Genomic DNA, 20,401 nt, shown 5'->3' with positions numbered 1-20,401 from the left:
CGCTTTAGTCCAGCGCGTCCCACGAGGACTGAATTTCGTCGGCGACGTCCTGGGCAGGTGTTCCGCCCGTATAGTCGACCATTCCAGTCCAGAAGGTGCCTGCACCCACGCCGCCCGGCATCAGGTCGGAACCGTCAAACCGGAAGGTGGTGGCCCCCAGAAGAATGTCATTCATCTTCTTCAGCGTTGGGTCTGAGAAGACCGAGGTATCGACGCCTTTGTGCGGCGTCAGGAACCCGGTCAGAGCCATCCAGGCTTCATGCGCCTCGGGCGTTTCCAGGTATTTCATCAGCGCATGCGCGCCCGGGCTGTCATTGGTAATGGCCCAAACTGTGCCGGCCCCAAGGACCGGGCTGCCGAGGTCTTTGCCTTCATAGGCCGGGAAGTAGAAAAAGTCAGCATCCTCGCCCACAACCGTACCTTCGGGGAAGAAGGCGGGAATGAACGAGGCCTGACGGTGCATGTAACACTGCGGAGGCGAGCTGAACATACCCTTCGGGCTGTCGCGGAAGTCAGTTGTCGCGACCGCACCGGCTCCACCGGCCACGTAATCATCGTTGCGCGCAAACGCTCCGAATTCTTCAATCGCGGCGACAACCTTAGGATCGTTAAATTTCAATTCGTTGGCGACCCAGGCGTCATAATCTTCGGGCGGTAACGTGCGCAGCATCATGTCTTCAACCCAGTCAGTCGCTGGCCAACCGGTCGCTCCGCCGGACCCCAGCCCGATGCACCATGGCGTTTCACCATCTGCAACGATCTGATCGGTCAGCGCCTTCAGCTCTTCCATTGTGGTCGGGATTTCATAGCCGGCGTCTTCGAAGTTCTCCGGCACAAACCAAACCAGCGATTTCACGTCAACCTTGTAGAAAAACCCATACAGATGGTCCTGCCCGTCCGGGCCCTGATAGGTTCCCAGATCCACCCACGACTGACCGGCCGCATAGTTGTCGCGAATCCAATCCGCAGTTCCTTCACTCAGGGGCGTCAGGAATCCCGCCTTGGCCATATCTGATGCCAGACCGGGTTGGGGAAACACTGCTACGTTAGGCGCCGATCCGGCTTCGGCATCAATTCTGATCTGCTGCTCAAAGCTGTCCGAGCCGACATAGCTGTACTCATGCCCGGTCGCTGCGGCAAAGCCGTCCAAAACCTTTTCGACATTTTCCTGATCAGGCCCCAGCCACGGACCGAACACGGTGACCTTGTCGGCATACGCCGCGCCCGCCATCAGGGCGAACGTGGTCGCGCCTGCATAAAGCGAGTGTTTCATGAAGTTTCCTCCCAACTTTGCTCGCGCCTTTGAGACTCATTTTCAAAGCGCTTTGGATAACGCACTTTATCCGCTAACATTCAATTTTTGTCAATAATCTGTTTACTGTTGCCTATATTATTAATATTCAGGGCAGTGTCAGCAAGATGTGGCAGTCGGGTGGGAAGCGCCCGCAAATCTGAAAATGATCAAATTTGAAGGCGCTTTGAGGCGAAGATGAATCTAAAGCAGCTCTCAGAAATCCTTGGTTTATCTCAAACCACTGTCAGCCGCGCGCTGAATGGTTACCCCGAGGTGAACGAGTATACGCGCCTGCGCGTTCAAGCCGCCGCTGCCAAGCATGGCTATTGGCCGAACAGCCGGGCCAAGGGGTTGGCAACAGGGCGTTCGATGGTGATTGGGCACGTGATTCCCTCATCATCCCAGCATGAAATGGTGAACCCGATTTTTGGTGATTTTGTCGCCGGTGCTGCACGCAAGTATTCGGATCATGGATATGACATGATGTTCACCAATGCAGATGACACCTCGATCGAGGAAGCCTATCGCAGTCTTTTCCAGCGTGGCGCGGTCGATGGTATTGTATTGCAAGGCCCCAAGGTCAACGAACACCGGATCGAGGTCCTAACCAGAATGGGCGTGCCCTTTATCGTTCATGGCAGATCAACCGGGGTGGACGTGCCCTATGACTGGATCGACGTGAACAACAAAAGTTCGTTCCTGCGCGCCACCCGGTTTCTGATCGACCTTGGGCATCGTCGCATTGCCCTGATCAACGGGCTTGAGGATATGGATTTCGCTCAACGTCGCCGCGACGGATATCTTGAAGCCCTGCATGAGGCAGGTCTGTCCCCCGACCCGGAATTGATGCGCAGCGCCGAGATGACCGAGGTTTATGGCCACCATGAAACCCGCGACATGCTTCGTCTGGATGACCCTCCTACGGCCATCATGACAGCCTCTATGATTTCCGCTATCGGAGTGCGTCGCGCGCTCAACGAAGCGGGGTTGAAGATGGGCAAGGATGTCTCGGTCATCGCCCATGACGACGACTTATCTTACCTCAAGAATGGTCAGGACGTACCGATTTTCACCGCTACAAGATCGTCTGTACGTAGGGCCGGAGAAATGGCGGCTGAAATGCTGATCGAACGCATCAAATCTCCGGAAGACCCGGTGAAAACTAGATTGCTGGAGGCCGAACTGGTAGTTGGCGGCTCAACCGGCCCCGCCCCAAACAGGTTCTGAAAAATGAAATATACACGCTCGGACTTCCCCAAAGATTTTCTCTTTGGTGTCGCAACCTCGGCTTATCAAATCGAAGGGCACGCACAGGGTGGCGCGGGAAAAACCCATTGGGATAGTTTCGCGGCCTCGCCCGGAAACGTGGTGCGAAACGAAAATGGAGATTTGGCCTGTGACCACTTGAACCGCTTCCACCAAGACTTCGATCTGGTGCGCGATGCGGGTTTTGATTGCTACCGGTTCTCAACCAGCTGGGCGCGCGTGTTGCCCGAGGGGCGCGGCCCCGTAAATCAGGCAGGTCTGGATTATTACGACCGGCTTGCCGACGCCCTGTTGGAACGCGGCATTCGCCCCTGTGCGACCCTGTATCACTGGGAATTGCCCTCTCCACTTGCCGATCTGGGTGGCTGGCGCAACCGGGATATCGCAAACTGGTTTGCCGATTTCACCGAGGTCATCATGGGCCGCATCGGCGACCGCATGTACTGTGTTGCGCCGATCAATGAGCCATGGTGCGTCAGCTGGCTGAGCCATTTTGAAGGCCACCATGCACCGGGAATGCGCGACATTCGCGCGACGGCACGGGCGATGCATCATGTTCTGCTGGCCCATGGCCGCGCCATTGAGGCGATGCGTGGTCTGGGCATGTCAAACCTGGGTGCTGTGTTCAATCTGGAATGGGCCGAACCTGCCGATGACAGCCCCGCTGCGCGCAAGGCGGCCGATCTTTATGACGGGATCTACAACCGGTTTTTCCTAGGTGGAGTGTTCAACAAATCCTATCCACAAAATGTTCTGGACGGGTTAGAGCCTCACCTTCCTTCTGGCTGGCAGAACGACTTTGACACAATCGGTGCGCCCGTCGATTGGTGCGGTCTCAACTACTATACCCGCAAACTCATCGCGCCTGCCGATACCGCATGGCCAAGCCTGGAAGAAGTACCCGGCCCGCTTCCCAAGACACAGATGGGGTGGGAGATTGAACCCGATGCCCTGACGCGCTTTCTGACCCGTACGGTGCGCGATTATACCGGCGACTTGCCGATTTATGTCACCGAAAACGGCATGGCGAGCCCGGAACGCCAGCAAGATGACGACCGCATTGACTACCTCAACAAACACCTTGGTGCCGTTCAAAACGCGTTGGACGACGGCGTTCCAATCAGGGGCTATTTCATCTGGTCCCTGTTGGATAACTACGAGTGGTCCTTTGGCTATGAAAAGCGGTTCGGGTTGGTTGATGTAGATTTCAATACCCTCGAACGGACGCCCAAAGCCTCGTACAACGCGCTGAAATCGGCCTTGTCCGGTGGGCCTGTTTCTCTGCCGATGGCTCAGCCTGCCGGAACCATGCACGAGCACTGGAATCTTGTCGCGGACATCGGTGGCACAAACACACGACTGGGTGTCATCTCGAACGGACAACTGACTGACCTTCGCAAATACCCAACCGGGTCGTTGCAAGAGCTTCTAGATGCGTTCCACAGCCTGCGCGACGAGATTGGCACCGACCCACGTGCCGTCGTCGCGGCCGGAGCAGGTCCGGTCAAAGACGGGACAATCCGCCTGACAAATGCGCATCTTGATTTATCCGAAAGCGACATCGGCAGGGCAACAGGCGCACAGCATACGTTTGTTATCAATGACTTCACCGCGGCCGCCTGGTCAGTCGCCGAAATCACCGGTGATCATGTCGAGGTCCTGCAAGGGGCTGAGACACCGCCGGTCGGAACCCGGCTGGTTGTGGGCCCCGGCACAGGCCTTGGCGTCGGCGCATTGCTGTTTTCCCAAGGGCGATACCATACCGCGTCGGGTGAAGGTGGCCATGTCGGACTGTCCCCACGCCACGAGGATGAGGTCGAAGTCTTCAAAGCGGCACGCCATATCGCGCCTGAATGCTTCTTTGATGACAGCCTAGTGCTCGAAGCGGAAATGTTCCTCAGCGGAACCGGCCTTCCCATTCTGTACCAAGCCGCCAGCATGGCCGCTGGACAGACCGATGCTCCAAGGCGCAGCGCCAAGGATATACTGCAGGACGCGCTGGCGGAATCCGACCCGATTGCGGTCAAAACTGCGCAAATGTTCAAAACCCACCTTGGGGCTATTATGGGCGATCTGGCCGTCGCCTACATGCCGACAGGAGGTGTTTTCCTTGTGGGTGGTGTCGCCGAGAAAAACCGGTGGCTGTTCAAGGATGCGTTCCGGGATGCCTTTAACGCCGGTGGACGGTTCAGTGACTTGCGGCATTCAATGAACCTGTATGTGTCCGAGCAGGATGAATTTGGCATTGTTGGCGCTAACAATTTCTGTAAAAGTGCGCTCGCGCGGTAAACTGACCGCCTGACCCTGTTACAGAAAGGACCACGGCATGATTTTGTGCTGCGGTGAAGCCCTGATCGACATGATCGCCGAGCCGACCGTCTCGGGTTCGCGCGGTTTCGTACCCCATTCCGGTGGTGCCGTCTTCAACACGGCCATTGCTTTGGGTCGGCTGGGCGCGCCGGCGGGTCTGTTGACAGGCTTATCGACAGATTTGTTCGGACAGCAACTGGCAGACGCGCTGCAAGCCAGCCATGTGGAGGCAAGCCATGTGATCCGATCGGATCGCCCAACGACACTGGCCTTTGTGCAGCTATTGGACGGCCACGCCACCTACAGCTTTGTCGACGAAAACTCGGCTGGGCGCATGTTGATGCCTGAGGACATGCCAAAACAGCTGCCTGCTGTGTCCGCTTTGTATTTTGGCGGGATCAGTCTTGCATGTGAACCCTGCGCGGACGCCTACGCGGCCCTGCTGGAACGCCACGGATCAGACCGGGCGGTCATGCTGGATCCAAACATACGACCCGGGTTTATCAAGGATCAAACACGGTATCGTACGCGATTGAACCGTATGATCGCTCAATCTGACATCGTGAAAGTCTCGGACGAAGATCTAGACTGGATCGTTCCAGGGCCTGAAACACTGGCCGAAAAGGTCCCTCTACTCCTGCAAGCAGGACCTTCCGTGGTTATCGTAACGCGCGGCAGTGATGGGGCGTCAGGATATCTGGCGGACGGGTCTGAAACTTCGGTGCCTGTCAAAGCGGTCGAGGTGGTCGATACAGTGGGTGCCGGTGACACGTTCAACGCTGGCGTTCTGGCTGAGTTGGACCGTGCAGGTCGATTGACCAAGGCCAATCTGCGGACGTTAGGCCCAGACGTCTTGCGCGCGGCGTTAGCCAAAGGTGCAGACGTCGCCGCCATCACCGTTTCCCGCGCTGGCGCAAACCCGCCGTGGGCGCATGAACTTTGACCCCCTAAGGGACCGAGATGAAAAGATCAGATATCAACGACATCAAAACCGAAGCCGAGGCCTTCATTCGCTCGTTCGGGGCCGTCTTGCCCCCCTTTGCCAACTGGTCGCCGGAACAAATGCGCAGCGCACAGGCACAAGGCATCCGTGACCGCGGTCTCGGGTGGGACATCACCGACTATGGTCAAGGCCGGTTTGATGAGCTCGGCCTGTTCCTATTTACCCTGCGCAATGGCGATGTGCAGGATCTGAACAAAGGTCGCGGGATGCTTTATGCAGAGAAGCTTTTGGTTTCTCGGGACAAGCAACTCTCCCCGATGCATCGCCATATCATTAAGGCCGAAGACATCATCAACCGGGGCGGCGGCGATCTGGTCATGGAGATTTATGCCTCGGACCCGGACGGCGGTATAGACCGGGATAACCCGGTGGTTGTTCCCAGCGACAACTGCCCTGTCACCATCAAACCTGGAGAGCTGCTGCGGCTGAAACCCGGTCAGAGCGTAACCCTGATGCCGGGTATCTGGCATGCATTCTGGGCGGAACAGGGCGACTGCCTGATTGGCGAAGTGTCAACTGTCAACGATGACCGGACCGATAATGTATTCGAGGATCCCATTCCGCGCTTTGCAACGATTGAAGAAAACACAAAGCCCGATTTCTTGCTGGTATCAGACTATTGATAAACGGATAGCGCGTGCGCCGGCTTGATCACATCCGGGCCGGGTGCTGATCGCTGCATCGGGATAACACCCTTTCCCGAATTCAAAAAATCGAATTAACATGGCCCTCGACAAAGGAAAAAGTCGCGAGCCTGATTTTTGCGCGACCATCGAAGGACCCAAGTGATGGTAACCAAAGCACAGCTAGAAGCCGAAGTCGCAGAGTTGCGGCGTCAACTGGCCGAACAATCCAGCGCACGAGAAAGCATCTCAGATTCGAACAACGGCAAACAAGCTGATCCACACAAATCGATGACGGACGGAATTGTCGAAAGCCTGGATGAGTGGTCAACGCAATTAGAAGAAGTCATGACAGAGCTTGAGGAGTTTCCACATAAAAGGCCGATCCTATTCGCCCTTGGGATTTTCACGCTTGGCTATCTTCTAGGCCGTTCCCGGTAGGAGCCCGAACATGAACCGCATTTCACGCAACATTTCGATCATCCTGCGAGCCGAGCGACTTATTGCTCAAAGGCAACTGTCCGTCGCCGCAAAACGCACAGGCTTTTACGCTGCTGCCGGGTTAGCCGTTGGGCTTGCAGTAATCATGCTGAACGTCGCCGGGTTCTTTTGGCTGTCCGAGACCATGTCAAAGTCTCTGGCCGCGATAATAGTGGCCGGGGTGAACCTTGTTCTGGCCGTGATCCTCGCACTGGTCGCAAACTCCATGACCGCCGAAAGTGACACTTCGGCTGCCGTCGAATTGCGGGATATGGCGCTGCACGACATCGAGGACGAAGTCCGGGACAACTTCGCCGAGGCGCGCAATACAATCGTCGGCCTAAAGCGCGATCCGATCGGGATGCTGTCACCCGATATTATCAGCACGGTTCTAGGCGTCCTGCTCAGATACGCGCGACGTGGAAAAAACAAACCGGATTAGAAGCGATCATGCCATTCTCGCCGCTGCACGCGCGATCACCATCTCTTCGTTTGTGGGAATAGCCAGAATACGCACCCGGCTGAAATCAGTGGACAGAACCGTAGCGTTGTCTGCATTTCGGTTCGGGTCCATATCAATCCCGATCCAGCGCATCCCTTCGCAAACCATTTGACGGATACGGGCGGCATTTTCACCGATGCCTCCGGTAAAGACCAAAGCGTCGATGCCTTCCAGTGCGGCAGACAAGGCACCCAGTTCACGGCGGATGCGGAAGACATAATACTCAATCGCCTTGCGCGCGTCCGGAGTGTCAGCAGCCAACAGGGTGCGCATGTCCGAGGACATGCCGGACAGGCCAAGCAAGCCGGACTTTCGATAGAGAAGCTCAGCGATTTCGTCTGCCTCCATCCCTTCTTGCTGCATCATGTAAAGCACGACCCCCGGGTCCAATTGCCCGCTGCGGGTGCCCATGGGCAGACCGTCGAGCGCCGAAAATCCCATGGTCGAGGCCACGGCCCGGCCACCCGACACCGCACACATCGACGCGCCATTTCCCAAATGCGCAATGACGACGCGGCCGTCGTACAAACCAGGCGCAATTTCTTTCAGCTTTTGCGAGACGTAATCATAGCTCAGCCCGTGAAACCCGTATCTGCGAACGCCCTTTTCGTAGAATCTTTGAGGCAATGCGAAGGTATCATTCACCCAAGGGTGTGTCCTGTGAAACGCGGTATCGAAGCACGCAATCTGGGTGGTACCCGGAAAGGCTGCCGCGGCCGCCTTGATACCCGCAAGGCTGTAGGGTTGATGCAAAGGCGCGAAGGGAATGAAACCGCTTAGCGTATCAAAGACGTGCTCGTCCACCACTACAGGTTCCGAATAGACTGGTCCGCCGTGAACGACGCGGTGGCCCACGGCCCGGACGTGAATGTCCGGCAGGTATTCGCGGGTAAGTTCAAGAAACGCGCTGATGGCCTCGTCATGTGTTTTGGCTCCAGACAACTGACGGTCGACAGACCGCCCCCCTGCTGATTGGGCCAACAGGCGTGGGGCATCCCCCAGCCGCTCGATCTGACCGCGCCAGCGCATACTGGGGCGTCGATCCCCGACTAGTTCGTACAGCGCAAATTTTAACGAGGACGACCCGGCATTCAGCGCCAAAACATGTTCAGCCATGGATATTGCTTTCATTCGCAATTGCATGCAGCGCCGCGACAGCACAAGACGCCAGCCGCGAAGCATCGTCATCTGCCCGAGATGTCAGGATAATCGGTGCCGCAGCACCTATCACAACGCCGGCAGCCTCGGCATGAGAGATATATGTCAGCTGTTTGGCTACCATGTTGCCGGCTTCGATATTCGGAACAACCAGAATGTCTGCGACCCCCGCGACTGGTGAGGTGATGCCTTTTGTCCGCGCCGCGTTCAGATCAACCGCGTTGTCCATGGCCAAAGGACCATCGACCAGCCCGCCGGTGATCTGTCCACGCTCGGCCATTTTCGACAACAGCGCGGCATCGACAGACGACGGTAAATGCGGGTTGATGGTCTCAACCGCTGATAAGACGCCAACCTTGGGCATCTCGATGCCAATAGAATGCGCAAGATGGATGGCGTTCTGAACAATGTCAGCCTTGGTTTCCAGATCCGGTGCAATATTCACCGCCGCATCTGTAACCATGATGGGCCGAGACATGCCTGGCACGTCCATCACGAACACATGCGACAAGCGTCGCCCGGTCCTCAGGCCGTTTTCCCTGCGCAGAACGGCGCGTAACAAGACATCCGTGTGCAAATGACCCTTCATCAGCATCCGGGCCTTGCCTTCGACGACCAGATCGACGGCGCGACGAGCAGCCACATCGTGGCCTTTGGCTTGGATAATTTCAATTCCGGCCAAATCAGCCCCAAGCTGGGCGGCAGCGGCGGTGATTTTGTCCGGGTCGCCCACCAAAATCGGAGTAATGATACCGTTTTCCAACGCAAGCAATGCCCCGCCCAGCGAATTCGCCTCTTCCGGGGCGACGATCGCTGTGGGCATCGGGGCCAGAGGACGTGCCTTTTCCAACAAAGCGTCGAAGTGCCGGTGGCGCTGAACGATCAGTCCCGGCACCTCAACCGAGTCGAAGGTCAAATGCCGCGACGGTGGCGTGACCTGTACGGTGCCGCTTAGGATCAATGCGTTATCCCCGACCCGGCGCACTTCGGCGGAACAGGTCAGGTCGCCGTCTTCACGCTTTTCGGTAACAGCCACAAAGGCGGTCAGTTCTTCGCCCGCCATAACCGGAGCATGAAAACTCAGGTCCGCCCGACGTGTTTGCGTACCGGCCCCCGGTAAGATGTTTCCAATGACTGCAGCCACCAGACCTGCGGGCCACAAGGCGGGCGCGACAGCCTCGCGGTGTCCATCTCCATCTCCGTCATAGGCCGCCAGATTTAGCGGGTTGTGGTCACCCGAAGCCGAGGCAAACGCGTACAAGTCGTCCACGGTGCACAATCGGGTGACCTGCGCCTTGTCGCCTACTTTCAATTGAGAATAGGTTCTGTTTTCTTGAGTTTTCATCTCGTCCGGCTTTGTTTTTGAATGCGTGTTCGTCGTTTCAAACATTGGATGTGCGGCCCCCCGGAACCAGAACATATCCACCTTTGTTGCTACATTTCTGCAACGCAGCGTAGTCAGATCATTGGCAAATGACAAATGACCTCTGTGCGTGGGGCGACGCGGATTATCGCTTGACCCAAATTCGGAACTCGGGCAAGCATCACCGCGATGGTTCCCTATGGTTCGCCAAGGGATGAAAAGGGAATACGGTGAGGTTGCCAACAAGCGCCAAGACCGTGACTGCCCCCGCAACTGTAAGCGGTGAGCGACGCCAAATACCCACTGACCGGAACGGGTCGGGAAGGATGGCCAAGCCACGACCCGCAAGTCAGGAGACCTACCATCCGATGTTCAACCAACCCGGGGCGGGGCGTCCTGGAAGGAGGCTTTATGACACGTCTAAGACGTGATGACATGATTGGCACCTTCTGTCCGCGCTTGGCAACAGGCGGAGTGGGCCATGTCGATCAGTCCTGATCATTTCCTTCTGATTTGCGAGACCTGCGAGGGCTCTGACCGGGCGGATTCATTGCACGCTGCGCTTGCAAGAAAGCTACCATCCAGTTTTGGCATCCGCAGCGTTTCCTGCATGGCCGGTTGCGGTCGGCCCACTACTGTCGGGTTTCAGGCATTAGGCAAATCGCAGTACCTTTTCGGTGACATCCAATCGGCTGAGGACGTGGATGCTTTGGCCGAATTTGCACATCAATACCATCGCAGCGGTGACGGTTGGACCAACGCAACGCAGCGCCCGCCTGCCCTTCTTGAAAAGACCCTGGCGCGCCTGCCACGGCTAAAGGTGGAGACACGCGCATGACCTGCGGAGCTTTCCTTGAGGCGCGCGGACTGGAGTATTACGCCCTGAACGGCGACGTACTGCTGCAGAACGTCAATTTCGAACTCAATGAAGGGGCAACCCTGGCAATTGCCGGCCCAAACGGTGCTGGCAAAACAACGCTGCTGAATCTTTTGTGCGGCGGCGAAGAGATTGTGCTGGGGGACGTTTTGGTAAAGGGGCGCAGCCTTCGGCAGCTTTCGGCGATGGACCGCGCCCGAATGATCGCCGTGGTCAGTCAGCAGGAATCGCCGGACGGGCGTTTGTTTCTGCGCGACTACGTGGCCCTTGGCCAAATCCCGATCCGTGCCGATCGATCTGCGGCTGAGCACGCCTTGGAATTGGACCGCATCCTGAAACTGACCGGACTGGTTGCCCTCGCCGACAAGCGGATGGCCGTGCTATCTGGCGGGGAACGCCAGCGTGCTCATATCGCAAGGGCGCTGGCGCAGAACCCCTCGCTGCTGTTTTTGGATGAGCCGACGAACCATCTGGATCCGGACGCCAAGGGACGCATGCTGTCGCTGGTGGCCGAGCTGGGCATTACGGTGGTCATGATCGTTCATGATCTGGTCATGATCCCGGAATTCGCGACCCATGTCGCGTTGATGAAATCCACGCGCCTGACCGGTTTCGGCCCGGTGCACGAAGTGCTGACACCCGAAAGGGTCCGTGAAACGTTTGGTGTCGATTTTCTTAGCTTTCAGCACGAAGGCCGCGTGATCCCGGCACTGGATATCCGAAGAACCACTACCTCAAACTAGGAAAAACAACATGAACAAAACTCTCTGGTGCGCAGCACTGATCAGCGGCCTTGCAAGTGCCGCAACAGCGCACGAGATCACTGTCGACAATTGCGGCGAGCCGCTGGTGTTTGAAACTCAACCCGAGCGGCTGGTCGTGCACGACATGAACATGACCGACATGGCCTTTGCGCTGGGTTTGCAGGACAAGATCGTGGGCCTGACGGGCATCACTGGCTGGTACAAAACCAGCCCCGAGTTTGACACCCTGCGCGGCGACATACCGGAACTTGCGCCTAAGTACCCGACAGTTGAAAATCTGGTCGCTGTCGAACCCGACCTTTTCTTTGCGGGCTGGTACTATGGTATGAAGCCGGGCGGTGACGTGACCCCCGACACGCTTGCGCCGTTTGGCATCAAAACGATGATCCTGACGGAAAGCTGCGTACATCTGGATAAGGATCGCCCCGAAGCCAGCATGGACTTGCTGTTCACCGACGTCCTTCGTTTGGGCAAAGTCATGCACGTTGAAGACAAGGCGGAAGAGCTGGTTTCCGGCTGGAAAGAGGAACTGTCCGCGATTGAGACACAGACAGCCGACCTGCCGAAACCCCGCGTTTTCCTGCTGGACGGCCCCGCCGATGCCCCGTTTACGGCTGGTAAGTTTGCCATTCCCGACGCGATGATTGCTGCCGCTGGCGGCGAGAACGTCACCCATGATATGGACACCAGCTGGGGTCGTTCCTCGTGGGAGGCTGTTGCCGCTTCGAACCCGGAATTCCTGGTTTTACTTGATTATCAAACTGGAAATGGCGCCGCAGATACCTTCAAGTTCCTGCAGGACCATCCCGTGATGTCTCAGACGGACGCGGTCAAGAACGAACGCTGGATTGGCCTGCGCTACGAGGAACTGACACCCGGACCGGCAAATATCGAAGCAATTTCGAAAATGGCCAAAGCCATGCACCCGGGCCTGAATTGATATGGGCCGACTTGGCCTTACACTCTTGCTGGGGGCGGCTGTATTGGCCGCCCTTTTGCTAACCTCGACGGTCTACGGGACCACATCCATTCCGGCCTCTGACGCACTGGCCGGTGTCTTGTTGGGCACGGGAATAGTGGAAGGGGAAATGTCTCCGCTCCACCGCATCGTGTTTGATCTGCGCTTACCACGCGCGCTGTTTGCCGCCGTGATCGGTGCCGGGCTGGGCATCGTCGGCGTTGTCCTGCAAACCACCACACGCAACGATCTGGCGGACCCGTTTCTGTTCGGCCTGTCCTCTGGCGCTGCGGCGGGAGCTGTCTTTGTCATTACAGTAACCGGAGATGTGCTGGGCTTTTGGACCCTGCCACTGGCCGCGTTTTTCGGAGGGCTTGTCGCATCAGGCATTGTGCTGGCTTTGGTTCATGGGCTGCGCACAAGCGCGCCCGAAAAACTGATCCTCGCGGGGCTCGCGGTTTCGTTTTTGTTTTCAGCTATTACCAATTATCTGATTTTCGCGGGCGACAGCCGTGCGGCCCATTCGGTTATCTTCTGGATGCTTGGGGGTTTGGGTCTTGCCCGGTGGGAGACATTCCCTCTGGTCTGCGCCGGTTTAGCATTGATCCTCGCCTACGCGATGTACCGTAGCCGCTGGCTTGATGCACTGCTGACTGGTGATTTGACGGCCGCCACCCTGGGTGTGCCCGTTCAAGGCTTACGGTTCCGAATGTTCTTCGTCGCAGCTCTTGCAACCGCTGTATTTGTGTCCGTCGCGGGCGTGATCGGGTTTGTCGGTTTGATGGTTCCGCACATCGCACGCGGTATCGCAGGACCATTGCACAGTCAGCTTGTACCAACGGCTGCCATTGTCGGCGCAGCTTTGCTTACAGGTTCGGATATCCTGAGCCGTCTCTTGCTTGCCCCGCAGGAGCTGCCTGTTGGTATTGTCACGACATCGCTGGGATCGGTTTTTGTATTTCTTCTACTGATCCGGACCGCGCGCCCTCGCCGATGATCTCAAAGGGTCGCTTCGGCAAATAAATTAAAGTTTCCTAAATGACTAATATTTAACAGGTCAAAATGACCTAAATCAAAAAAGCCCCCTGCGGATCGCGGTATGCGATACACTCGATCATAGGAATCGAGTGTAGCCAGGTCGCATGCAATGCAACAAATGACCAGCCGACGCGCGTTTCTCAGCGCCAAGATTAGACCAGAGGACGGCAATATCGCCAGACCTCCGGGCTCGGTTGAGCTGTGCTTTGTTGAAACATGCAGTAAATGTGGTGATTGCGCAGATACTTGCCCCGAAGATGCGATCGTCATCGGGACAGATGGATATCCCCGCTTCCAGCCCACTGACAATCCCTGCACCTTCTGCGGTGACTGCGCCCGGATTTGTCCAACCGAAGCGATATCGATTGACCGTTTGCCAGATTGGCCATGGCGCGCCGCGCTTACAGCGGACACCTGCCTATCTATGAACGGCATCAGTTGCCGCATCTGTCAGGACAATTGCGAACAAAGCGCGATCCGTTTCAAACTGATGACCGGCGGCCGCGCAGAGCCGGTGCTTGACCTTGATACATGCAACGGCTGCGGGATTTGCCCAAGTTTATGTCCCGCCGATGCCATTGCGCTGGAACGCCAACCTCAACCACAAATGGAAGCTACTCAATGAACATCTGCGGTTGTCTCGCCCATGTCGCACCTGATCACACGAGCGCAGCAGCGCGCGTGATGAAGGGCACGCCGGGTGTCGAAATTCACGCTGAAACGGAAGATGGCCGATTTGTTGTCGTCGTCGAAGACACTCCAACCCGTCTTGCATCCGAAACCATCATGGATCTGCACCAGATCCCAGGCGTCATCTCTTTGACCCTGACTTATCACCATTTCGAGGATCTCGCGGACGCCCATCCGCAGCCCGATGCCCCAAGCCCAACCACCAGCCGGAGGCCCACGCAATGACACATTCTGAATCCCGTCGGACTTTTCTCAAGGCCTCTGCGGCCGCAGCAACGGCGTCAGCCGCTGGTATTCCGCTGGCAGCCGGTCAAGCAAATGCCCAGGCCGGAGCGCCGGACATCCGGTGGGACAAGGCGGCTTGCCGGTTCTGTGGTACAGGCTGCTCTGTTCTGGTTGGCACCAAAGAAGGTCGCGTCGTTGCGACGCAAGGCGACCCAGACGCGCCCGTGAACCGGGGGTTGAACTGTATCAAGGGCTATTTCCTGTCCAAGATCATGTACGGCAAGGATCGACTGACCACGCCTTTGCTGCGCAAGACCAATGGCGAATACGACAAGAACGGTGAGTTCGAACCGGTCAGCTGGGACGAAGCGTTCGATGTCATGGCCGCAAAATGGAAAGAGGCGCTGGCCAAGAAAGGCCCGACCAGTGTCGGTATGTTTGGCTCCGGGCAATGGACCGTTTGGGAAGGCTATGCGGCATCCAAACTGATGAAAGCCGGGTTCCGGTCCAACAATATCGACCCCAACGCACGGCACTGCATGGCATCAGCCGTTGTAGGCTTCATGCGGACGTTCGGCATTGATGAGCCGATGGGCTGCTATGACGATTTCGAGCACGCGGACACGTTCGTTCTGTGGGGTTCAAACATGGCTGAGATGCACCCGATCCTGTGGTCGCGCCTCACCGATACACGTCTGACCAAACCGGATTGCGAAGTGCATGTACTGTCGACGTTTGAGCATCGCTCGTTTGAACTGGCCGACAACGGCATCGTTTTTGAACCGCAGACCGATCTGGCGATCCTGAACTACATCGCCAACTACATCATTCAAAACGGCGCAGTAAACGAAGACTTCGTCAAGAAGCACGTCAACATCACCAAAACCGCCACCGATATCGGCTATGGCCTGCGCGACACCAACGCGCTGCAGCAAGAAGCCGAAAATCCGAACTCGGGCAAGATGGATCCGATCAGCTTCGAAGAATACGCCGAAGCCGTCGCGCCCTACACGCTGGAATATACCTCTGAACTGTCTGGCGTCCCTGCAGACAAGCTGGAGAAACTGGCACAGCAATATGCCGACCCGAACCGTAAAGTGATGAGCTTGTGGACCATGGGCTTCAACCAGCACACCCGTGGGTCCTGGGTGAATTCGCTGATGTATAACGTGCACTTGCTGGTGGGAAAGATTTCCGAACCCGGAAACTCACCGTTCTCGCTGACGGGTCAACCGTCGGCCTGTGGTACGGCGCGTGAGGTGGGGACCTTTGCCCACCGTCTGCCGGCGGACATGGTTGTTACGAGTGATAAGCACCGCGAAATCTGCGAAACCGCATGGAACATCCCCGAGGGCACTATCCCGCCCAAGCCCGGCTTCCACGCCGTGTTGCAGCACCGCAAACTGAAGGACGGCGAACTGAATGCCTATTGGGTCCAGTGCAACAACAACATGCAAGCCGCGCCCAACATCAACGAAGAAGGCTATCCTGGTTACCGTAACCCGGAAAACTTCATCACAGTCTCGGATCCTTACCCAACTGTCACCGCAGTTTCGGCCGACTTGATCCTTCCCACGGCCATGTGGGTTGAGAAAGAAGGCGCCTATGGCAACGCCGAACGCCGTACGCAATTCTGGCGTCAACAGGTGCAGGCACCGGGTGAGGCCAAGTCGGACCTGTGGCAGCTGATGGAATTCGCGAAACGTTTTACCATCGAAGAGGTCTGGGGCGAAGAGCTGCTGGCCAAGATGCCCGAGCATCGCGGCAAGACCATGTATGACGTGCTTTATGCCAACGGTAAGGTCGACCAGTTCCCGCTGTCGGAAACGGCGGAAGGGTTCCACAACGACGACGCGGAGCATTTCGGCTTCTACGTTCAGAAAGGTCTGTTTGAAGAATATGCCGATTTCGGACGCGGCCACGCGCACGACCTTGCTCCGTTCGAGATGTATCACGAGGCCCGTGGCATGCGCTGGCCTGTCGTCGACGGCAAGGAAACACTCTATCGCTTCCGCGAAGGGTATGATCCGTATGTGCCGGAAGGCGCAGACGTTAAGTTCTACGGCTACGAGGACGGCAAGGCCAAGATCATCTTTGCCCCCTATGAGCCCGCCGCCGAGGAACCGGATGAGGAATTCGATCTGTGGCTATCCACCGGTCGTGTGCTGGAACACTGGCATTCAGGCTCGATGACCCGCCGCGTGCCCGAACTGCATCGCGCGTTTCCGTCAGCCGTTGTCTACATGCACCCGGAGGACGCCAAGGATCGCGGTCTGCGCCGTGGGCAAGAGATCGTACTCTCCACCCGCAGGGGCGAGGTGACCAGCCGGGTTGAAACGCGCGGCCGCAACAAGGTGCCACGCGGATTGGTCTTTATGCCATGGTTCGACGAGCATCAGCTGACCAACAAGCTGACGCTGGACGCGACTTGCCCGCTGTCGAAAGAGACCGACTACAAGAAATGCGCCTGTAAGGTCGAGCGCGCGTAACGGACAAGCGAGGCAAAAGCCGTCCCCATGCCCTTTGAAGGTAAACCTCTTTCGCCGCAACGGCGTCGCTTCCTGCAGGATGCGGCGCGTGCGTCGGGCGGCTGTGTGGTCGCCGGGTCATTGTTGGCATGGCTTGCCCGCGATGCCCGCGCGTTGCCGGCCGAAGCGTTGCGCCCCCCCGGCGCGCTACCGGAAGAGGCGTTTCTGTCCGCTTGCATTCGCTGCGGGCTTTGCGTGCGGGATTGCCCTTACGACACATTGAAACTGGCGGAATTGGGCGTGGATGCGGTTGCTACAGGGACGCCCTATTTCACAGCGCGGGATGTGCCTTGTGAAATGTGTGACGACATCCCTTGCGTGGCCGCCTGCCCCACCGGTGCATTGGATCCGGCCCTCGACAATATTGATGATGCCAAGATGGGTGTTGCCGTCCTTGTCGATCAGGAGAACTGCCTGAACTTCCTCGGCCTGCGCTGCGATGTCTGCTATCGCGTCTGCCCTGTGATTGATGAGGCAATCACGCTGGAAACGGCCCATAACGAACGTTCAGGCCACCACGCACTGTTCATCCCGACAGTTCATGCGGACCACTGCACAGGCTGCGGCATGTGCGAGAAAAGTTGCGTTCTGCCCGAGGCCGCGATCAAGGTCCTGCCTGCGCGTCTGGCGCGCGCCAGCAGTGCCGATCACTACCGCAAAGGCTGGGAAGAGAAAGAGGCCAAAGGCGGTCCCCTAGTCGAAGGCCTCATCGATCTGCCGGACCGTCTGCCCGGTCCGGGCACTGACAACCTTGCCGCGCCGGGCGGGTTCGCACCAGCATACGATTTGCCGGGGGTCGGACAATGAGTGCACGCACACATATGCCGGCCGGAATGGAGGCCATCGAAGAAAAAGGTTGGGTGCGCGCCCACAAATACCTGCTGCTGCGCCGCGCAAGCCAGTTGCTCTTTCTGGCTGTGTTTCTTCTGGGACCGTGGTTCGGCATCTGGATCGTGCAAGGCACGCTCGCGGGTTCTTTGACGCTGGGCGTGCTACCGCTGACCGACCCATTTATCTTACTGCAAAGCGCGATCGCCGGGCATTGGCCGGAATTGACGGCCCTGATCGGCGGAGTGATCGTTCTCGCCGCTTACGCTCTGATTGGTGGGCGCGTCTATTGTTCATGGGTTTGTCCGATCAACCCAGTCACCGACGCAGCCAACTGGTTGCACAGACGTTTGGACCTGCCGAAAGGCTGGCAGCCCAAGCGCAGCACCCGCCTTTGGATATTGGCCACCGTCCTAATCGTCTCGGGCGCTACAGGCATGATCGCATGGGAGCTGGTCAACCCGATCACCATGCTGCATCGCGGGCTGATTTTTGGCGCGGGGTTCGTGTGGGCCATGATCATTGCCATCTTCGTGTTCGACCTGTTCGTTTCGCGCCACGGCTGGTGCGGTCACATCTGTCCGGTTGGCGCATTTTACGGCCTGATTGGTGCCAAAGGTTTGCTGCGGGTCAGCGCCTCAAATCGCGCAGCCTGCGATGATTGCATGGATTGCTATGCCGTTTGCCCAGAAAATCAGGTCATATCTCCTGCGCTGAAGGGTAAGTCGGGTTCCACACCACTGATCCTTTCCCCTGACTGCACCACCTGCGGTCGTTGCATCGACGTGTGCGCCGTCGACGTCTTCAAATTTACTCACCGGTTCGACGACAAGGTCGCCGCACCTACTGATCCAGTTCCCGCGCCCGATCCGCGCGCAGCCAGACCTATCTGAGGGAGTGCCAAGATGAACAAGCCAACCCGAACAGGCCTTATAGCCCTTATCCCCGTTTTACTCTTGGGCGGATTCGCCCTTGCGCAATCAGCTCAGGTAGAATCCCTGCGGGGTGCCGATGTGGATGAACTGATCCCTCTGGAACAGATCCACAAGAACGTCGAAGGGCGCATGCAGCGCAACTATCGCCAACAACCGCCGCTGATCCCGCACTCGGTCGAGCAATATCAGATCGACACGCGCACAAATCAGTGCCTGTCCTGCCACGACTGGACTAAAGCCGGCGAACGCAACGCCCCGACATTGTCGATGACTCACTATCTGGATCGCGACGGCAACGAGTTGGATCACATCGCAGGCACCCGCTATTTCTGCAACCAATGCCACGTACCACAAGCAGACGCACCGCCATTGGTTGAAAACGTCTTTCAACCGTCCTCGGGCAATTAATCCAACGCAAGAATGAAAGGAGCACCAACATGGCAGACTCTCCTGAAAAACGCGGGTGGATTGGCCGCATCTGGAACTGGATCTGGACCCCGGCGGTTGCCTTTAGCTCGGGTTTTCTGATCCTTGCGGGTTTTCTGGCTGGAATCCTGTTCTGGGGCGGGTTTCACTGGACGCTTGAGCTGACGAATACCGAGGAGTTCTGTACCTCATGCCATACGATGGAGACTAATCTGGGCGAGTATCGCGAGACGATCCACTACAACAACCACTCCGGTGTGCGGGCTATCTGTTCCGATTGCCATGTGCCACATGAGTGGAATCACAAGATCAAAGCCAAGATCATGGCGGTCAAGGACGTCTATCACGAGCTGGCAGGCACGATCAGTACACCCGAGAAATACGAAGAGCACCGTCTGAGCATGGCGACCGCCGTCTGGAAGAAGATGAAGGCCTCCGACAGTCGCGAATGCCGGAATTGCCACAACTTCGACTATATGGATTTCACGTTGCAGGAAACGCGCGCGGCCTCTGAGCACCAACGCGCCATTGATGAAAACATGACCTGTATCGATTGCCACCAGGGCATCGCCCATAGCCTGCCACCCGGCTATCAGGAGCGGTATCAGGAAGTGACCGAAACCTTGGCCAGCAAAGCGCAGGGTTCGTTGCAACAACAGGCCGCAGCTGACGGCGATGACATCAAGTCATTCCTGAGTACTCGGGCAGACTGAAAAAGGGACATGACATGCTGGAAATTCTGGGAACAATCGGGGCCAACGTCATCAGTCTGCCGGGTATCCTTGGGCTGGCCCTGGGAATGATGACACGCCGCATTTGGCTGGGCGCATTGATGGGGGGCATTGTCGGGGTGTTGGCGACCTTCGTATTCGCCCATGGTTCGTTTGCCACGGTCGATACATTTGAGCTGTTGGTCGCAATTGGCATTGGCCTTTGCGCTGGTAGCGTGGGATCGGCCATACGCATCAAGGGTGCAACGGTCTGACACTATTGGCAATCTAAGATCCAGATACATCTACTTTGCCGCATGTGAAACTGCGGCAAACACCGCCGGCGTTGCCTCAACGTAAAAGTTCAGGAAACGCGACAAACGATATCAATTCAGTAGTATAACCCTGTTAAGCCTTTGGGCT

The 20,401-nt window shown here is 57.4% G+C and carries 21 protein-coding genes, 2 pseudogenes and 1 riboswitch; of the genes and pseudogenes, 20 read left to right on the top strand and 3 right to left on the bottom strand.

Features of this window, described 5'->3' with window-relative positions; genetic code table 11:
* Positions 1 to 4: 4 nt before the first annotated feature.
* A complete protein-coding gene (locus QMP16_RS08320; protein ID WP_282151984.1) occupies positions 5 to 1,273 on the bottom strand; it encodes an ABC transporter substrate-binding protein in 1,269 nt (422 codons plus the stop codon).
* A gap of 216 nt (positions 1,274 to 1,489) precedes the next feature.
* Between QMP16_RS08320 and QMP16_RS08315 the strand changes: the two genes are divergently transcribed.
* The 7 genes and pseudogenes from QMP16_RS08315 to QMP16_RS08285 all read left to right on the top strand — a co-directional run bounded on the left by QMP16_RS08315 (position 1,490) and on the right by QMP16_RS08285 (position 7,418).
* Entirely contained in the window at positions 1,490 to 2,521 is a 1,032-nt protein-coding gene (locus QMP16_RS08315) for a LacI family DNA-binding transcriptional regulator (RefSeq protein WP_282151983.1), read from the top strand.
* A gap of 3 nt (positions 2,522 to 2,524) precedes the next feature.
* Positions 2,525 to 3,826: pseudogene (locus QMP16_RS08310) on the top strand (GH1 family beta-glucosidase); the annotation flags it as partial.
* Between the two features lie 21 nt (positions 3,827 to 3,847).
* Complete coding sequence (locus QMP16_RS08305) at positions 3,848 to 4,849, top strand: ROK family protein (protein WP_348774589.1); 1,002 nt, start codon at positions 3,848 to 3,850, stop codon at positions 4,847 to 4,849.
* A 37-nt stretch (positions 4,850 to 4,886) separates the two neighbouring features.
* A complete protein-coding gene (locus tag QMP16_RS08300; protein ID WP_282151982.1) occupies positions 4,887 to 5,813 on the top strand; it encodes a carbohydrate kinase family protein in 927 nt (308 codons plus the stop codon).
* A gap of 17 nt (positions 5,814 to 5,830) precedes the next feature.
* A complete protein-coding gene (locus QMP16_RS08295) occupies positions 5,831 to 6,496 on the top strand; it encodes a D-lyxose/D-mannose family sugar isomerase (protein ID WP_282119350.1) in 666 nt (221 codons plus the stop codon).
* Between the two features lie 165 nt (positions 6,497 to 6,661).
* Positions 6,662 to 6,937, top strand: coding sequence for a hypothetical protein (locus tag QMP16_RS08290; RefSeq protein ID WP_282151981.1), 276 nt, complete (start codon positions 6,662 to 6,664; stop codon positions 6,935 to 6,937).
* A 10-nt stretch (positions 6,938 to 6,947) separates the two neighbouring features.
* The gene (locus tag QMP16_RS08285; protein WP_058272016.1) at positions 6,948 to 7,418 is read left to right on the top strand and encodes a phage holin family protein; all 471 of its coding nucleotides are present in this window, start codon (positions 6,948 to 6,950) and stop codon (positions 7,416 to 7,418) included.
* A 6-nt stretch (positions 7,419 to 7,424) separates the two neighbouring features.
* Here QMP16_RS08285 and QMP16_RS08280 read toward each other — a convergent pair whose 3' ends face one another.
* Together QMP16_RS08280 and QMP16_RS08275 are read right to left on the bottom strand one after the other, a co-directional pair.
* Positions 7,425 to 8,594, bottom strand: coding sequence for an acetate/propionate family kinase (locus QMP16_RS08280; protein WP_282151980.1), 1,170 nt, complete (start codon positions 8,592 to 8,594; stop codon positions 7,425 to 7,427).
* Positions 8,587 to 9,981, bottom strand: a complete 1,395-nt coding sequence (locus tag QMP16_RS08275) for a bifunctional enoyl-CoA hydratase/phosphate acetyltransferase (protein ID WP_282151979.1) — start codon at positions 9,979 to 9,981, stop codon at positions 8,587 to 8,589. Before QMP16_RS08275 ends, QMP16_RS08280 begins: the two co-directional genes overlap by 8 nt.
* 193 nt (positions 9,982 to 10,174) lie before the next feature.
* Positions 10,175 to 10,379: riboswitch (cobalamin riboswitch) on the top strand.
* Positions 10,380 to 10,480: 101 nt separating this feature from the next.
* Here QMP16_RS08275 and QMP16_RS08270 point away from each other — a divergent pair.
* The 13 genes and pseudogenes from QMP16_RS08270 to QMP16_RS08210 all read left to right on the top strand — a co-directional run bounded on the left by QMP16_RS08270 (position 10,481) and on the right by QMP16_RS08210 (position 20,253).
* Positions 10,481 to 10,837, top strand: coding sequence for a DUF1636 domain-containing protein (locus QMP16_RS08270; RefSeq protein ID WP_282151978.1), 357 nt, complete (start codon positions 10,481 to 10,483; stop codon positions 10,835 to 10,837).
* The gene (locus QMP16_RS08265) at positions 10,834 to 11,619 is read left to right on the top strand and encodes an ABC transporter ATP-binding protein (protein WP_282151977.1); all 786 of its coding nucleotides are present in this window, start codon (positions 10,834 to 10,836) and stop codon (positions 11,617 to 11,619) included. The genes QMP16_RS08270 and QMP16_RS08265 overlap by 4 nt, the downstream gene beginning before the upstream one ends.
* Before the next feature lie 10 nt (positions 11,620 to 11,629).
* Positions 11,630 to 12,580 (top strand): ABC transporter substrate-binding protein, encoded by a 951-nt coding sequence (locus tag QMP16_RS08260; RefSeq protein ID WP_282151976.1) that lies wholly within the window; start codon positions 11,630 to 11,632, stop codon positions 12,578 to 12,580.
* 1 nt (position 12,581) lies between these two features.
* Positions 12,582 to 13,595: a FecCD family ABC transporter permease gene (locus QMP16_RS08255; protein ID WP_058272020.1), complete on the top strand. Its 1,014-nt coding sequence runs from the start codon at positions 12,582 to 12,584 to the stop codon at positions 13,593 to 13,595.
* Between the two features lie 150 nt (positions 13,596 to 13,745).
* Positions 13,746 to 14,000, top strand: a pseudogene (locus QMP16_RS08250) (4Fe-4S binding protein); the annotation flags it as partial.
* Positions 14,001 to 14,060: 60 nt separating this feature from the next.
* Positions 14,061 to 14,261 carry a 4Fe-4S dicluster domain-containing protein gene (locus QMP16_RS08245; protein ID WP_282119520.1) on the top strand — a complete coding sequence of 67 codons (201 nt, stop codon included), beginning with the start codon at positions 14,061 to 14,063 and terminating at the stop codon, positions 14,259 to 14,261.
* Positions 14,258 to 14,551: a chaperone NapD gene (locus tag QMP16_RS08240; protein ID WP_058276663.1), complete on the top strand. Its 294-nt coding sequence runs from the start codon at positions 14,258 to 14,260 to the stop codon at positions 14,549 to 14,551. The genes QMP16_RS08245 and QMP16_RS08240 overlap by 4 nt, the downstream gene beginning before the upstream one ends.
* Entirely contained in the window at positions 14,548 to 17,040 is a 2,493-nt protein-coding gene (gene napA, locus QMP16_RS08235) for a nitrate reductase catalytic subunit NapA (protein ID WP_282151975.1), read from the top strand. Before QMP16_RS08240 ends, napA begins: the two co-directional genes overlap by 4 nt.
* 27 nt (positions 17,041 to 17,067) lie before the next feature.
* Positions 17,068 to 17,886, top strand: coding sequence for a ferredoxin-type protein NapG (gene napG / locus QMP16_RS08230; RefSeq protein ID WP_282151974.1), 819 nt, complete (start codon positions 17,068 to 17,070; stop codon positions 17,884 to 17,886).
* Entirely contained in the window at positions 17,883 to 18,800 is a 918-nt protein-coding gene (gene napH, locus QMP16_RS08225) for a quinol dehydrogenase ferredoxin subunit NapH (RefSeq protein ID WP_109311112.1), read from the top strand. The genes napG and napH overlap by 4 nt, the downstream gene beginning before the upstream one ends.
* Before the next feature lie 12 nt (positions 18,801 to 18,812).
* Positions 18,813 to 19,250, top strand: a complete 438-nt coding sequence (locus QMP16_RS08220) for a nitrate reductase cytochrome c-type subunit (protein WP_058276667.1) — start codon at positions 18,813 to 18,815, stop codon at positions 19,248 to 19,250.
* Between the two features lie 29 nt (positions 19,251 to 19,279).
* Positions 19,280 to 19,981: a NapC/NirT family cytochrome c gene (locus QMP16_RS08215; RefSeq protein WP_058272027.1), complete on the top strand. Its 702-nt coding sequence runs from the start codon at positions 19,280 to 19,282 to the stop codon at positions 19,979 to 19,981.
* Positions 19,982 to 19,995: 14 nt separating this feature from the next.
* The gene (locus tag QMP16_RS08210) at positions 19,996 to 20,253 is read left to right on the top strand and encodes a hypothetical protein (protein WP_282151973.1); all 258 of its coding nucleotides are present in this window, start codon (positions 19,996 to 19,998) and stop codon (positions 20,251 to 20,253) included.
* The last annotated feature ends 148 nt before the right edge of the window (positions 20,254 to 20,401 follow it).

The organism is Ruegeria atlantica, assembly GCF_947495585.1.
Taxonomy (GTDB): Bacteria; Pseudomonadota; Alphaproteobacteria; order Rhodobacterales; family Rhodobacteraceae; genus Ruegeria; species Ruegeria atlantica_G.
Note: the sequence above shows the minus strand (reverse complement) of the source record. Positions and strands in the feature narration are given on the sequence as shown.